This is a genomic window from Vibrio sp. OPT24 (genome assembly GCF_015163545.1).
GTDB lineage: Bacteria > Pseudomonadota > Gammaproteobacteria > Enterobacterales > Vibrionaceae > Vibrio > Vibrio cyclitrophicus.
In genome coordinates, this window is the sequence record NZ_JADDYI010000048.1 from 358,226 (window position 1) to 371,935 (window position 13,710).

Consider the following 13,710-nt stretch of genomic DNA (forward strand, 5'->3'; position numbering starts at 1 on the left):
AAAAGCTTGATTTTTTGGTATGGATCTAGATGATCAAGAGTAAGCAATAATATGAATAATCCCACAATCAGGAATCTAATACCCCATGACAGAAACCCTCGTTTCTCCAATGCTTTCCTTTACTATCGCGATCTCATTACTTTTTATCGGTAAAGGTTTGATTGAGCGCTCTGAAGTACTAAGGAAATATTCATTGCCAGAGCCCGTTATTGGTGGCTTTGTTTGTGCTGCGACCGTAGCAGCGCTTTACTATCTGTTTGAAATTCAAATTACATTTAGTTTAGATGTCAGAGATTTTTTGCTTCTCTACTTTTTTGCTGGTATTGGACTTCAAGCGGATATTAAAACGCTGATAAAAGGTGGGCGACCACTGTTCATTTTGCTGTGTCTGGCTACCGTCTTTATCGTGTTGCAAAACGTAGTTGGTATGGTTGTGGCTTCAGGTTTTGGGATGGACGCGAAAGCAGGTTTGTTATCCGGCTCTGTGAGTCTGATTGGTGGCGTTGGTACCACGCTTGCTTGGGCACCCATGTTTGTTGAAGAGTTTGGTATATCTAATGCGTTAGAACTCGGTGTGGCTTCAAATACGGTTGGCTTGATAGCGGCATGTGTAATTGGTGGCCCAATTGCAAACTATCTACTTAATAAGCATAAAATCAACCCATCTAATGAAGAAGATGTGACGGTTGGTGCATTTCAAGAAAGCGAAACACGTACAGAATTGAGTCATTATGGCGTTCTATGGGCATGGTTAATTCTTAACCTCACTCTGATGCTGGGTTACAGCCTGAGTGAAGTTATTGACGCTATGGGTTTGAAACTGCCACTATTCGTTAGCTGTTTAATCGCAGGTATCCTAATCGGTAACGTTGGACGTGCACTATTTAAGAAGCGTCGCACGCAAGAGAAAATCGCTCAAGGCCGTAAAGGATTGGCGATGATCTCTGATATCTGTTTGGGGATGTTCTTGACCATGGCGTTAATGGGGCTACGCATCTGGGATCTTGATGGGTTGTTTGGCTATATCTCTGTTGTCATGAGTATCCAGATTTTGCTTTCCCTGCTATTCACCATCTTTGTCGTCTATTACTTGATGGGAAGAAACTATGACTCAGTGGTGATATGTTCTGGCTTTGGTGGTATTACATTAGGTTCGACCGCTACCGCGATTGTGAACATGACCGCGGTGACCCATCGTTATGGTGCAAGCCCACAAGCATTCATTGTGGTGCCACTAGTGTGTGGTTTCTTTGTTGATTTGATTAACGCACTGGTAATTAGTTTCTTTGTTGGGATGTAGCTATTATCACGAACTATGTTCGTAATTTTATAAGCCTAGCGATACTAGGCTTTTTGTATTTCGCTATGTATTTTGTCTTTATTGATGCGTTTCGTATTCGACTAAATGACTGTTTAGTTCAGAAGGTAATTGGGTGTAATTCGTGTATATACGATCAAAATTACCCAGCTTTGCGACTTTTAGAGCGGCAAAGCGTCCCCATTTACTTGCGTCTGCGACAAGCCAACTTTCTCTACTGTTTTTGATAATTGATTTGGATAGGTCGGCTTCAACTTGTTCATGTTCCATTGCGAAATGGCTATCAGTTACTGAACCACAACCACAAATGCCAATATCGGCTTCAAAATCTGAGAAGAAGTGAACTACGCTACTTCCCACCATGTCTTGATGTTCTCTTCGGTACAAACCACCCGCTAAATACACTTCAATCTGCTCGTTTGCTTCAAGGATACGAGCGACTTGCAGATTATTGGTGATCACTCGTAATGCCGGCTTTGCCACTAAGTATTGTGCGATACGGGTGACCGTTGTACCAATGCCCATCATAACCGTTGAACCTTCAGGTATCGCGTCTGCAACCGCCATCGCAATACTGTCTTTTGTTTCAGATTCAACACCTGAACGGAATCGATAACTGGTGTTAGTCAATGTTGTCGGTAAGCTGACACCTCCGTGCACTCTTCGCGCCAAACCTTGCTCACACAAGTGATTCACATCACGACGAATGGTTTGAGTGGTTACGGAAAATAGTTCAGCCAAATGATCGATCTGAATGTCTTGGTTCGCTTTAAGTGTTGCGAGTATTTGCTTTTGACGGTGGTTCAGTTCCATAGAAGCTCACTAAAATTTATGTGGTACATCGGTGATGATGTTATCGACACCGAGGTTGAGATATTTGCTGGCCAAAAGTGGGTCATTTAGCGTCCATATTTTAAGGATCGCACCAGAAGTCTTGATAGCTTTGGCTATCGGTTCATCAAGGATTCGATGGTCAATATGAATGCTATATAGGTCAAGCGGCTGGAGTGATTCAAGGCTGAAATCATTCCATACTTCACATATAAATCCTCGTCTAACTTCAGGCATTAGCTCTTGGCAAATACTTAATGCTTCCTTTTTAAAGCTAGAGATCAGTAGTTTTTCAATTGGGAAGTGTTTTTGTTTGATCAATGCGATCACTTCTTTAACTAAAGGCTTGATGGCTTTATCGTTATAAATCTTGATCTCAAGGTTCAGTGTTAAATCAAGTTCGAGACATTTGTCTAACGCTTCATTTAATGTAGGAATTGGAGTGCCTACGAACTCATTACCAAACCAACTGCCAGCATCTAAAGTCTTGAGCATTGTTAGATCTAAGTCGGCAATGTTTCCTGTACCGTTAGTACAACGATTCACCGTTTTATCGTGAAAAACCATAGGGATACCGTCGGCACTGAGCTGGGTATCAATTTCAACCCAGTTAGCGCCTACTTTTGCCGCTTGCTCAATACTGGCTAAGGTATTTTCTGGTGCTAAAGAAGCGGCACCACGGTGGGCTGTAAGCATAATTTGTTCTCGATGTTCATTTGAAAATTTAGGAGACAGTAGCTCCACTTTATTACAGATTTATTATCTACCTTCTATATCGAGCTATTTTAAATGAGATCTAGCTAAAATAAGTTGTATAGAGTTTGTACAATAGTGAGACCTCATCCTCAGTGTGTTCAAGTTACTAAGATAAATGTTCATATGAATGTAATAATTCACTTACATACTCTACGAAAACTTAATAACACCCTCTATATTTAGACAAGATAGCCACGATAAGGTGATTTAAAAATGAAAAAGCTATTAGGTACAGTAATCATGGCGGCAACGTTGCTTGTTGGTTGTGGTGAAGCTGACAAGGCTGGAACTGAAGTCAAAGACGATCCGATCAACATCAACATGAGCCTTGTGTTCACTCAAAATGAGTTATTAACACAGGAGCTAATTAAAGCGACCGATAAAATTCGAGAAAGAACCGATGGTTCTGTAAACATTAAAGTTTTCCCTGGTGGTCAATTACCGGTTTATAAAGACAACTTGGAGCAAGTCGTTAACGGCGCAAACTGGATTGCCGTTGAGGATTTAACCTACCTAGGCGATTACGTGCCCGACTTTGCAGCACTGGCAGGCCCAATGTTGTACAACACGTATGATGAATACTTAGCGATGATGGATACGGAATTTGTCGCGGGCTTGAAGGTTAAAGCTGAAGAAAAAGGCATTAAAGTATTGAATGCTGACTACATGTTTGGGTTCCGTCACATGATCACCAATAAAGAGATCGTGAACTCTAAAGACATGAAAGGGATGCGTATCCGTGTTCCACAAAGCCAGTTGTTTATCAGCACGCTTTCAGCAATGGGGGCGGCTCCAGCTTCTCTGCCATTCCCAGAAACCTATGCAGGTGTTCAACAAGGCGTTGTTGACGGTCTTGAAGGTTCTATCCTGACGATGTACTCAACTAAAATCTACGAAGTAGCGAAGAATATGTCTTTGACTAAACACTTCCTAGGCACGGTTGGTATCTACATTTCACCGACTCTTTGGGACAAGTTTACGCCAGAGCAACAGCAAATCGTCAATGAAGAGCTCGAAGCAGGCGCAGAATCTAACACTGCAGAGCTAGTTAAACTGGATGTTGAATACACGCAAAAACTTGAAGAGCTAGGTGTTACGTTTAATGAAGTTAACTCTGACGAGTTCAATGAGTTGACGGCTGACGTATACAACCAATTCCCAACATGGAGCGAAGGCATACACGCAACGATCATGAAAGAGTTGGAAACGATTCGAGCTGCACAGTAATTCTGCGAATGTAGATTAATTCGTTAATGAAAACGGCCTGATTCCCTTCAGGCCGTTTTATTCCTGAAGTAACCGACGTTATGTTGGATATTTCACAGGAGAAGTCTTTTGTTTTTATTGAAAAATATTGAAGAAATCCTCGCCTCTATTGCTATTTCGATTACCGTTCTAGTAGTCATTATTAATGTTGTTTTACGTTATGGCTTTGGATTTGTTGTCCCATGGAGCGAAGAACTCTCAGTTATTTGCTTCATATGGGCTGTCTATTTAGGCATTAGTTCCTGCTATAAACACAAGCTCCACATGGGGGTTGATGTGGTGGTCGCCATGCTGCCGGAAAAAGCCAAAACCCCGTTTAGGTTATGTGTTTCCCTCTTCCTACTGGCTCTTAACATCTTGATGGCTGTTCTGAGTTATCAATACCTGATGTTATCTAACAAGGTAACGCCAGTGATGGGCATGTCATATTTTGCTATCAATGGTGTGCTGTTAGTTTGTTTTTCATTGATGGCAATCCACACGGTTCGATTCATCGTCAGCGATATTGCTTCTCTAAAGCGCTCTTTTAAGTAGGTACGATTAATGGAAAGCTATCTTCCAATCCTCATTCTTTTTGTTCTGTTTCTATTGAATATACCCATTGCGTTTTCATTGATCGCATCGGCAATGGTGTACTTTCTCTTTATCAATGACTCAATTCCCGTCAGCTTGGTAATGCAGCGCTTTATTAGCTCGACAGAGTCATTTCCATTGTTGGCTATTCCATTCTTTATCATGGTTGGTTCGGTGATGAACTATGCGGGGATCAGTAAAAGCTTATTGGCTTTTGCAGATTCGATGATTGGCCATAAAACGGGCGGTCTCGCGCAGGTTAATGTGGCGCTGAGTACGTTAATGGGCGGTATTTCTGGCTCTGCGAATGCCGATGCCGCGATGCAATCGAAGATTCTTGCGCCTGAAATGACCAAGCGTGGTTATGATCTGCCATTTACAGCTGCAGTGACGGCGGCGTCATCAAGTATCAGCCCTGTTATTCCACCGGGTATTAACTTAATCATCTTTGCGCTGTTAGCGAATGTCTCCGTTCATCAGATGTTTATTGCTGGCTATGTACCTGCATTTTTGATGGCGTTATCGCTGATGGTGACAATCGCGTTTATCGCACGCAAGCGTCGTTATAAGCCTTCTCGTTCTGAGCCTGCTTCTGCGAAAGAGCGTTTTCATTACTTTCTAAAAGCGATTCCCGCGTTACTGATTCCATTCGGCATTATTCTTGGTATGCGTTTTGGTTTGTTTACACCGACAGAAGCGGGTGCAATCGCAGTATTGCTTTGTGCGATTATTGGTATTTTTGTTTATCGTCAACTTGGCCTAAGACATATCCCGCTAATCATGCGTGAAACGGTGCAGGGTACGAGTAGCGTGATGTTCATTATTATCGGAGCGATGGTCTTCGGTTACTACATGACCCTAGAGCAAATCCCGCACAATGTCGCGTCTGCTTTGATAGAGCTCACCGACAACAAGTTAGTCTTGCTGTTGTTGATTAACGTACTGCTATTAGTGGTTGGCATGTTCATCGAAGGCGGCGCTGCAATGATCATACTCACGCCATTACTGCTTCCTGCTGTGCTTAACCTAGGCGTTAACCCGGTTCATTTCGGCATTATCGTGATTGTGAATATCATGATTGGTGGTGTGACTCCGCCATTTGGTTCGATGATGTTTACGGTTTGCTCGATTTTAAAAGTCCGTATGGTCGACTTCGTGAAAGAAGTGGCTCCGTTGTTGCTAGCACTACTCACGGTTCTGATGTTGCTGACTTTCTCTGAAAGCTTAGTGATGTTTTTACCGAATTTGCTTTAACACTGTTTTGTGATTAATTATTTAGAGGTGTAGAAATGAATTCGGTATCGAATGAATTGAACCCAAAATGGAAAAACATAGATTGGGTGTTAACCGATGTGGATGACACCTTAACATGGCAAGGTCAATTGCCACCGCAAACCCTAATAGCACTGAGTAAACTTCGTGATTCGGGGAGAAAAGTGGTTGCAGTAACAGGCGCTTGTGCCGGTTGGTGTGATCACATTGCTCAGTTGTGGCCTGTTGATGCGGTTCTCGGTGAGAACGGTGCGTTTATTCTGGAAAAGAAAGGCGGCTTTCTTACGTTGCGCTCTGATATCCCTTTACCAGAAGTCAGTGCCAACCAGAGTAAACTAAAAGAACAAGTATTGGCTATTTTGAGCGATTACCCAGGGCTCAATTTAACGCTAGATCAGTCTTATCGTTTGTGTGAGGTAGCGATCGATATTGGTCAAAATCGTCCAAAAGTCGACGACGCTATTATTGAAGAAATCGTAACTAAGATTCACGAGCTAGGCGCTCACGCTACAGCAAGCTCTATTCACATTAATGCTTGGTATGGTGAGCACTCTAAGAAAGCGACATCGACTGCTTTTCTTAAGGAGAAGGGGCTATCTAACCAAGAGATAGTTGAACGTAGTTGCTATGTGGGAGATTCGATGAACGACCAATACATGTTTGAAATTTTGCCTAACAGTGTCGGTGTGGCGAATATTCAGCATTACTGGAACCGTTTAGAGCATCATCCATCAGTGGTGATGAGCAAGCCTGGTGGGTACGGTTTCGCTGAGTTTGTCGATAAGCTGCTTGCCATAAAATAGCTCGTGGCTGTAGTCTTTGAACTGTCGACTATAGACATCAAACACAACTCACTTCTTTACTGAATTGAGTTGTGTTTTTGTTTTATGAAGATGTGTATGTTCACTTTTTGTATAGCGTTTTTGCCTGCTTTAAATGCTTTTCTTGGTGACTCAGCCCACAACTTCCAAACTTGCCGCGCTGCCATCTCAATTCCTAGATGGGTAAATTAGAGAATTATGAGAGGCTTACTTTGTGTTAGTCGAACCACAAGGAAGTTGAATGCACCACTTTAATATTCGAGCACTTGAATATCTGAATGCGTTATCAAAATATGGGTCACTACGTAAGGCATCAACGATGATGAACGTTGATCCTGCGGCGATGAGTCGAATGCTGACGCAGCTCGAAGCGCAAGCGGAAATGAAAGTATGGGAACGTAATAATCGACAGTCGCTTTTAACAGAAGCGGGTAACGAGCTACTGAATTACTACCGTTCAATCGTTCGGGGAGAGACGGCGTTAATAACTCGGCTAACTAAGCTGAAAAACCTGAAAGGTGGCAATGTCAGTATCGCAATTGGTGAAGGTTTTATAACCAACTTGGTTTCTCAGCCGATGCAAACTTTCATGACTCGTTATCCGGATATTAATTTGTCGATTGAGGTTGCTGGAGCGTTAGATGCGGTTAAAATGCTGGAAGATCAACAGATAGATTTTGCGATTACCTACGCGTCTGCTCCACACCCTAAATTGCATTCACACGTTGAGCGTAGTCATCCGTTGGAGCTTATCGCTCCCAAAGGGCACTTTTTGACGATGAAAGAAGCGCCAGTAACACTTCAAGACGTTAAAGATGTTTCTGTCGCATTAATCGATAACTCGACTGGCATGGGACGGTTAGTGAAGCATGCAGAACAAATGTCTCACCTTACTTTGCAACCAAAGCTTCAAACTAACTCGGTAACGGCTCTCACTAACTTTGTGTCAGCAGGGTTGGGCGTCACGTTTATGCCAAAGCTTACCGTGCTTGATGAGATTAAATCGGGGCAAATCGAAGTGGTGACCACAGAGTTGGAAATGTTTTCGAAAGCGACCGTTAAGGTTCAGTCTTTAAAAGGCAGAGCACTGACGCTTCAAGCCGAAACGCTGTTAGATTTCTTACTCGAGAATGTGACGTTCTTGAGTCATGATGCTTATAATATTTAGGTTGATATAGAGATGCTCTAAATCGTTACCGTTGTGTATTTATCCATAGCTTACCAGTTCGTGTCTTCCTCTAGTTAACTCTCTAACGGTATGAGCAACTTATTCTTCCACTTAACTACAACTTAACTACGTACTCAACCTCACAGTTCTAAACTTCTGGGTTGGCCTCTAAGCTAAATTGACTTTTTATCAACAGTTTGACTATTGTTAAGTCAACGCCTGGAGAATAAGTTACAAACCATTAACGAAAGTAGTATCTGAATTGAAAGCGGTGCCCAGAAAATTGAGTTTTTGCTGGGCATTAGGGGAAGAGCATGGAAGTTATTGTTATTGGTAGTGGCGTTATTGGATTGACCAGTGCTTGGTATCTAGCGAAAGAAGGGCACTCTGTCACGGTAATCGACCGCCAAGATTCTAGTGGTAAGGAAACCAGCTTTGCTAATGCTGGCCAAATCTCTTACGGTTATTCTTCACCATGGGCTGCTCCTGGTATTCCATTAAAAGCAATGAAGTGGCTCACTCAAGAGCATTCGCCTTTGAAAGTGAAACCGTCACTGTCTCCTGACTTAGTTTCTTGGGCGACTAAGATGCTCACCAACTGCAATGAAGCCAAGTACGCCCAGAATAAATCGCGCATGTTGCGGGTAGCCAACTACAGCCGAGATTGCCTGACTCACCTAAGAACCAGTGAAGACTTGGTTTATGAAGGTAGGCAGAAAGGTACATTGCAAGTGTTTCGCAGCGAGAAGCAATTGGACTTCATTCAGCAGGATATGAAGCTGTTAAAAGAGAGTGGGATCGAACATTCTCTGTTTGATGTCGCTCAGTGCTTAGCTGTAGAGCCGGGTTTAGCAGATGTTAAAGATAAGCTCGTTGGCGGCCTTTATCTACCTCACGATGAAACGGGCGATTGTCATCAGTTCTGTTTAAATTTGACCGAGAAAGCCAAGAGGTTGGGAGTCCGGTTCGAATTTGATACCGAAGTGGTTAAGTTAAATCATCAGAATCAAATTATTGAAAGCATCACCACCACCCAAGGTGAATTTAAAGCGGACGCTTATGTGGTGGCTTCTGGCAGTTACTCTCGAGATCTCCTTAAGCAGGTCAACCTGACAATTCCTGTGTATCCAGTGAAGGGGTATTCGTTGACATTGCCTATCATTAATGAAGAGAAATCACCAACCTCTACCGTGATGGACGAAACCTACAAAGTCGCGATGACCCGATTTGATGACCGTATTCGGATTGCAGGTACCGCTGAGCTGACTGGTTTCGACTACCATATTCCTGAAAAACGCAAAGCTACGATAGATATGGTGATAAAAGATCTTTTCCCTCAGGCGGGGGATTTTACTAAGGCAGAATATTGGACAGGGTTAAGGCCAATGACACCCGACGGCACGCCTATTATCGGTAAAACGCCAATCGAAAACCTATTTACGAATACAGGACATGGGACGCTAGGTTGGACAATGGCGTGTGGCTCGGGAAAGTTGTTAGCGAGTGTGGTCAGTGGCTCTACAACTGATATTAAAGCCGATGATTTGAATATTGCTCGTTACTTGTAACTGAATAATGTCATGGTCGAGCCAGTATCTTCATCGTTAAGAATGGGGTACTGGCTCAAGTTTTATATCGAATATTTATCTCGTGGTTGTTTCTAATACATGAGTGAAGCGCTCCCACGATTTCTGGTCGGCCTCTTGTTGATAGTTATTTGAGCCGAACACGGTAAATGCGTGCGGAGCACCACTGTAGGTGATCATTTCATGTGGGACTTTGGTTGTTTCGAGTTGAGCTGCGAGGTTGCCAAAATCTTCCATTGATATCATGGCATCAGCGGTTCCGTGGAACACAACAACTGGCGCTTTTGTCTGAGAGTAATCTTGTCCTTTTGGTGTCGATAAGCCACCGTGGAAGGTGACGTAAGCCTTGGAGGATATACCTGCTCTCGCGGCCTCCAATACGGCTGCGCCACCAAAACAATACCCCATCATCACGTTGTTATCTAAGTTACCACCTAGCTTTTCCGCTTCCATGGCTCCAGCATTGAGCAGCGTACGCATTTTTTCTCTGTCTTGATACAATTCGCCTGTGTGTTGCTTTTTGTCTTTCACTTCGGTTGGACGAATGTCTTTACCAAATAGATCGATGGCGAACACGTTGTACCCCAGTTCATTGAGCATCTCGGAACGTTTCTTTTCGTAGTCGGTTAAGCCATCCCAATCATGTATTAGCAGCACCAAAGGCGCTTGGTCGCTGGCTTCACTCCAATAACCTTCATAGTCCACACCGTCAACTTGGTAAGTAACGTTTTCTCCAGAAATCACAGAAAAGGGAAGTAGAGTTGCAAGTAAACTTAGCGTAGTGAGTGTTCGCATGCGTTAATCCTTTAGATGACAAATGATAATTCAATCAAAAGTATAGATAACGCTAGGATTCTCGCCAGATTCCTTCTTGATATTTGATGTTTGATTTTTAAGGTAGACATAGAGTGATAGTATGATCAATAAAAAGCCACCGTGATGAGATGCTGTGGCTATTTGATTATGAGAGAGGGTAAAAAACGACTACCAAGATGCGTTGTTACTGTTGCTGAAGATATCAGGGTACTTGCGTTGATAGCGTGGCAGCATAGATTCATTACCTAATATGCCACCTTGATGGACATAGATAATGGTTTTAGTCAGGTTGTCTTGTTGCCACTGTTCTAAGCATTGCCACATTAATGGGTCATAAAGTAGATCAAACTCAATATCGGTTTGTTCTTGAAGATCCAACCAAGTTTGATAATCCTTTTTATATAATTTACCAAAGTGATGTTTAGTTTTGAGCGGTAAGATCTGTGGATGGTCGGCTTCACCAAGTTCATTGAATTGCTGCGTTAAATAGTCGCTACCACCAACACAGGCGCAAGTTAATACAGGGATGTTATGTAACTTTAAATGTTTATGAAGGTAGAGTGCAGTAGCACCTGTGCCTGCTGGCAAGGCAACGACGAACTCATGTTGACTTTCGAAACGTGTCCAGCTGAGTATTTCCATCGCCAGTTGTTTTACGCCATATTCAGACAGTTGAGAGCGTCCACCTTCAGGTAGCACAATACAATGGCAGTCAGGTTGTCTAACTTGTTCAATGTACTCTTTTGGATGCAGCTGCGACCCAGCATCTCTCACTGAAATGACTTTAGCGCCCAAGTCTACAGCGCCACGATAGTTACCGATTGGGCGTTCATGTAGCCATTGAGGCAGGTGGTCGACGTAGAACTCAAGGGTCCATCCTTTAATCTTTGCCAGTGCAGCGAGAGAGAATAGCGAATTAGCTTGCGCAGAACCGTAGCTGATTAAGGTTGTCGTATTAGGGTGTTCGTCTTCGAGAAGTTTCATGAACTTTCGCGCTTTATTGCCGCAAAAATGAGAGTGGAGCTGATCGTCACGCTTCAAGAAAAAGGTGTGGTCGTTGTATAGATGTTGAGTTACAGGGCTATTATTTAGTTTCATTGCACTTAAACAAAATGCTGACTAAGAAGCCAGCATTTTTATATCAAATAGGACTAATGAGTATCTAGTAGCCTACAAGCGCTGTAAACCAACTAAATCAAGTTTTCATTGGATATCGAGTTCGATGTTAAGAGTTTACTTGCTCAGTTGCTATCGACGTCGATGAAGCTGAGCTCGTTTCAAAGGTGATCTTGGCGCTACATCCACCTCCATTACGATTGACGAGCTCAAAGCCCCAATTGAAGCGTTGGCATAAGTCGTCGACGATCAATAAACCTAATCCATGGCCATTGGGGTTGTACTGTTCCTGTAAGCCTTCACCTTGGTCTTCAATCATAATACTTTCTTCGGACAAAGAAACCATGACAGTGCCACTATTGGTCGCTGCAATGGCATTCCTTAATAGGTTGCCGACCAGCATATTCATGATAGCACTGGTGGCTTGAATGGTGGGTTCTGATTGAACCTGTAAGGATACTTCTATTTGTTTGTCATTTGCCTGTAACGAGTTCTTCGAAATGATGCTTTCTAACTCTTGTTGGCAAAATAAGCGCAGCGGCGCGTCATCACTGTTTCTTTCATAACGCACAAGGCCCAGTAAGGCATCGACCATTTCTGACATCTGTACAATCGCATCATCTATCCGTTCGACCTGACGAGATTGAAACTCCGTTGTTTCGCTTCTTAGTAATAACTTGTTTGCACCACGAGCAACCGTCAGTGGCGTTCTTAACTCATGACTAGAGTATCGAGCAAAGGCTTGTTCTCGTTTGAGTAATGAATTAATTTCACGACGATATTGATTCAGCTGATCAGTTAATTGGCGAAACTCAACGGCGGCGTTATCACTTACACCGAACTCTTCACTTAGGTTTAATTTATTTGTCTCGAGTTGCTCTGAAAGTAAGTTGAAAGGTTCTATCAGTCGTTTCGATAATCGATAGAGCAAAGCGCCAAAGCTAAAAATTAAAATGGAAAGTAATGTTAAAACGAATGTTGTTGCGTACACTAATTCGTCATGGCTAAACTCGACGCGGTCAACTTCAGATAAAAGGATGATTGGATAGGTTTTCCCTTTGTCAGAATACTCACCGACATACACCATTCGTGAATCAGGCTCTTCTCCTACCTCACCAACAAAGCTCTCTTTACCTTCAATGTATTTCCGGTATTCGATAGGGATGAATGAAGGGTCATTGTATGCCATGGTAAGACCATCGATGCGAATTTTACCACTCTCCCCTGACTGAAATTGCTCAACCGCATAGTTTCGGTCAATCAAGATACGTCTTTCGCCCACCCGATCTTCTGATAGATAAAGTGCAGACATAAACACTATGTAGGTAAAGACCGAGACAATGACCGCCATTGCCCCAAAGAAAACCGCTAGGCGGCCAGTTAGAGTTTTAGTGCTAGTGAGAACGTTCAAAATCAATTTGAAGACTCCAAACGGAATCCTACTTTAGGGACAGTAATCAACATTTGGTTGTTAAAGGGCTTGTCGAGTTGGTTTCGTAATTGATAGATGTGACTCCGTAACACATCGTTATTGGGCTCGTCTTCCTCCCAAAGCTGGTATGAGATAGCTTCACGAGTGACCACTTCAGGTGCACTTTGGCACAGCATCTCAAGTATGGTGTAAGTCGTTGGGTTGAGTGCGAGCAGTTTGTCTTGACGGTAAGCTTTACGGGTTTTTTGATCGATGGTGAGTTCATCGAATTGAAGTTTAGAAGAGGCTACTTTTCCGCGGTAGCGACGAACTAATGCGTTCATTCTCGCTTCCAAAATATCCAAATCAAAAGGCTTAGTGAGATAGTCATCGGCACCATGTGCAAAACCCTTCAACATATCTTCGCGGCTATCCAAGGCGGTCAGCATCAGAATCGGTGTCGCATTGCCTTGCTCTCGTAATTTATTACAAAGCGTTAGGCCGTCCATTCTCGGTAACATTAGATCCAATAGGATGATATCAAATGAGTTTTCCATTGCGAGCTGCAGTCCAAGTTCGCCATTGTCCGCGTAATCGAGTTCCATACCAATACACTCAAAATAATCAAATAAGACCCCGGCAATTTCACGGTTATCTTCGACTAATAGAACTCGTTTCATTTTGATTCTCATACAGAAATAGACGGTAACATTATCCTGAGTGAGCGTGAAAAATATGTCAATAACATAACTTTCACTTATGGGCGAGTAGATTGA

At 42.9% G+C, this 13,710-nt stretch carries 13 protein-coding genes; 7 read left to right on the forward strand and 6 right to left on the reverse strand.

What is annotated here, in order from left to right; all coding sequences use genetic code 11:
- Window positions 1-85: 85 nt before the first annotated feature.
- The gene (gene gltS, locus IQO02_RS11385) at window positions 86-1,300 is read left to right on the forward strand and encodes a sodium/glutamate symporter (protein ID WP_010437930.1); all 1,215 of its coding nucleotides are present in this window, start codon (window positions 86-88) and stop codon (window positions 1,298-1,300) included.
- 78 nt (window positions 1,301-1,378) lie between these two features.
- Here the strand turns inward: gltS and IQO02_RS11390 are convergent, their stop codons facing one another.
- Both IQO02_RS11390 and IQO02_RS11395 read right to left on the reverse strand, forming a co-directional pair.
- Window positions 1,379-2,131: a DeoR/GlpR family DNA-binding transcription regulator gene (locus IQO02_RS11390; protein WP_016789272.1), complete on the reverse strand. Its 753-nt coding sequence runs from the start codon at window positions 2,129-2,131 to the stop codon at window positions 1,379-1,381.
- A 9-nt stretch (window positions 2,132-2,140) separates the two neighbouring features.
- Entirely contained in the window at window positions 2,141-2,845 is a 705-nt protein-coding gene (locus IQO02_RS11395) for a glycerophosphodiester phosphodiesterase family protein (RefSeq protein ID WP_016790371.1), read from the reverse strand.
- Window positions 2,846-3,118: 273 nt separating this feature from the next.
- On the opposite strand from IQO02_RS11395, the gene IQO02_RS11400 reads away from it, so the two are divergent.
- From IQO02_RS11400 to IQO02_RS11425, 6 genes are all read left to right on the forward strand, one after another.
- The gene (locus IQO02_RS11400; protein WP_016768387.1) at window positions 3,119-4,132 is read left to right on the forward strand and encodes a C4-dicarboxylate TRAP transporter substrate-binding protein; all 1,014 of its coding nucleotides are present in this window, start codon (window positions 3,119-3,121) and stop codon (window positions 4,130-4,132) included.
- A 108-nt stretch (window positions 4,133-4,240) separates the two neighbouring features.
- A complete protein-coding gene (locus tag IQO02_RS11405) occupies window positions 4,241-4,705 on the forward strand; it encodes a TRAP transporter small permease (protein ID WP_010437942.1) in 465 nt (154 codons plus the stop codon).
- 9 nt (window positions 4,706-4,714) lie between these two features.
- Window positions 4,715-5,998 (forward strand): TRAP transporter large permease, encoded by a 1,284-nt coding sequence (locus IQO02_RS11410; RefSeq protein ID WP_010437944.1) that lies wholly within the window; start codon window positions 4,715-4,717, stop codon window positions 5,996-5,998.
- 35 nt (window positions 5,999-6,033) lie between these two features.
- Entirely contained in the window at window positions 6,034-6,819 is a 786-nt protein-coding gene (locus IQO02_RS11415; RefSeq protein ID WP_016789271.1) for an HAD-IIB family hydrolase, read from the forward strand.
- A gap of 259 nt (window positions 6,820-7,078) precedes the next feature.
- On the forward strand, window positions 7,079-8,005 hold the full coding sequence (locus IQO02_RS11420) for a LysR family transcriptional regulator (protein ID WP_102282741.1): 927 nt from the start codon (window positions 7,079-7,081) through the stop codon (window positions 8,003-8,005).
- A 314-nt stretch (window positions 8,006-8,319) separates the two neighbouring features.
- Window positions 8,320-9,573 carry a D-amino acid dehydrogenase gene (locus IQO02_RS11425; RefSeq protein WP_065099559.1) on the forward strand — a complete coding sequence of 418 codons (1,254 nt, stop codon included), beginning with the start codon at window positions 8,320-8,322 and terminating at the stop codon, window positions 9,571-9,573.
- Between the two features lie 75 nt (window positions 9,574-9,648).
- Here IQO02_RS11425 and IQO02_RS11430 read toward each other — a convergent pair whose 3' ends face one another.
- The 4 genes from IQO02_RS11430 to IQO02_RS11445 form a co-directional block, all read right to left on the reverse strand.
- The gene (locus tag IQO02_RS11430; protein ID WP_016783855.1) at window positions 9,649-10,386 is read right to left on the reverse strand and encodes a dienelactone hydrolase family protein; all 738 of its coding nucleotides are present in this window, start codon (window positions 10,384-10,386) and stop codon (window positions 9,649-9,651) included.
- 189 nt (window positions 10,387-10,575) lie between these two features.
- Complete coding sequence (locus tag IQO02_RS11435) at window positions 10,576-11,505, reverse strand: pyridoxal-phosphate dependent enzyme (protein ID WP_010437956.1); 930 nt, start codon at window positions 11,503-11,505, stop codon at window positions 10,576-10,578.
- Window positions 11,506-11,632: 127 nt separating this feature from the next.
- Window positions 11,633-12,940: a sensor histidine kinase gene (locus tag IQO02_RS11440; protein ID WP_010437958.1), complete on the reverse strand. Its 1,308-nt coding sequence runs from the start codon at window positions 12,938-12,940 to the stop codon at window positions 11,633-11,635.
- Entirely contained in the window at window positions 12,937-13,614 is a 678-nt protein-coding gene (locus IQO02_RS11445) for a response regulator transcription factor (protein WP_010437961.1), read from the reverse strand. The genes IQO02_RS11440 and IQO02_RS11445 overlap by 4 nt, the downstream gene beginning before the upstream one ends.
- Window positions 13,615-13,710: the final 96 nt, after the last annotated feature.

Bases quoted from the DNA above. Each gene is read 5' to 3' on its own strand.
- gltS (WP_010437930.1), top strand. From the start codon at position 86: ATGACAGAAACCCTCGTTTCTCCAATGCTTTCCTTTACTATCGCGATC.
- IQO02_RS11390 (WP_016789272.1), bottom strand. From the start codon at position 2,131: ATGGAACTGAACCACCGTCAAAAGCAAATACTCGCAACACTTAAAGCG.
- IQO02_RS11395 (WP_016790371.1), bottom strand. From the start codon at position 2,845: ATGCTTACAGCCCACCGTGGTGCCGCTTCTTTAGCACCAGAAAATACC.
- IQO02_RS11400 (WP_016768387.1), top strand. From the start codon at position 3,119: ATGAAAAAGCTATTAGGTACAGTAATCATGGCGGCAACGTTGCTTGTT.
- IQO02_RS11410 (WP_010437944.1), top strand. From the start codon at position 4,715: ATGGAAAGCTATCTTCCAATCCTCATTCTTTTTGTTCTGTTTCTATTG.
- IQO02_RS11415 (WP_016789271.1), top strand. From the start codon at position 6,034: ATGAATTCGGTATCGAATGAATTGAACCCAAAATGGAAAAACATAGAT.
- IQO02_RS11420 (WP_102282741.1), top strand. From the start codon at position 7,079: ATGCACCACTTTAATATTCGAGCACTTGAATATCTGAATGCGTTATCA.
- IQO02_RS11425 (WP_065099559.1), top strand. From the start codon at position 8,320: ATGGAAGTTATTGTTATTGGTAGTGGCGTTATTGGATTGACCAGTGCT.
- IQO02_RS11430 (WP_016783855.1), bottom strand. From the start codon at position 10,386: ATGCGAACACTCACTACGCTAAGTTTACTTGCAACTCTACTTCCCTTT.
- IQO02_RS11435 (WP_010437956.1), bottom strand. From the start codon at position 11,505: ATGAAACTAAATAATAGCCCTGTAACTCAACATCTATACAACGACCAC.
- IQO02_RS11445 (WP_010437961.1), bottom strand. From the start codon at position 13,614: ATGAAACGAGTTCTATTAGTCGAAGATAACCGTGAAATTGCCGGGGTC.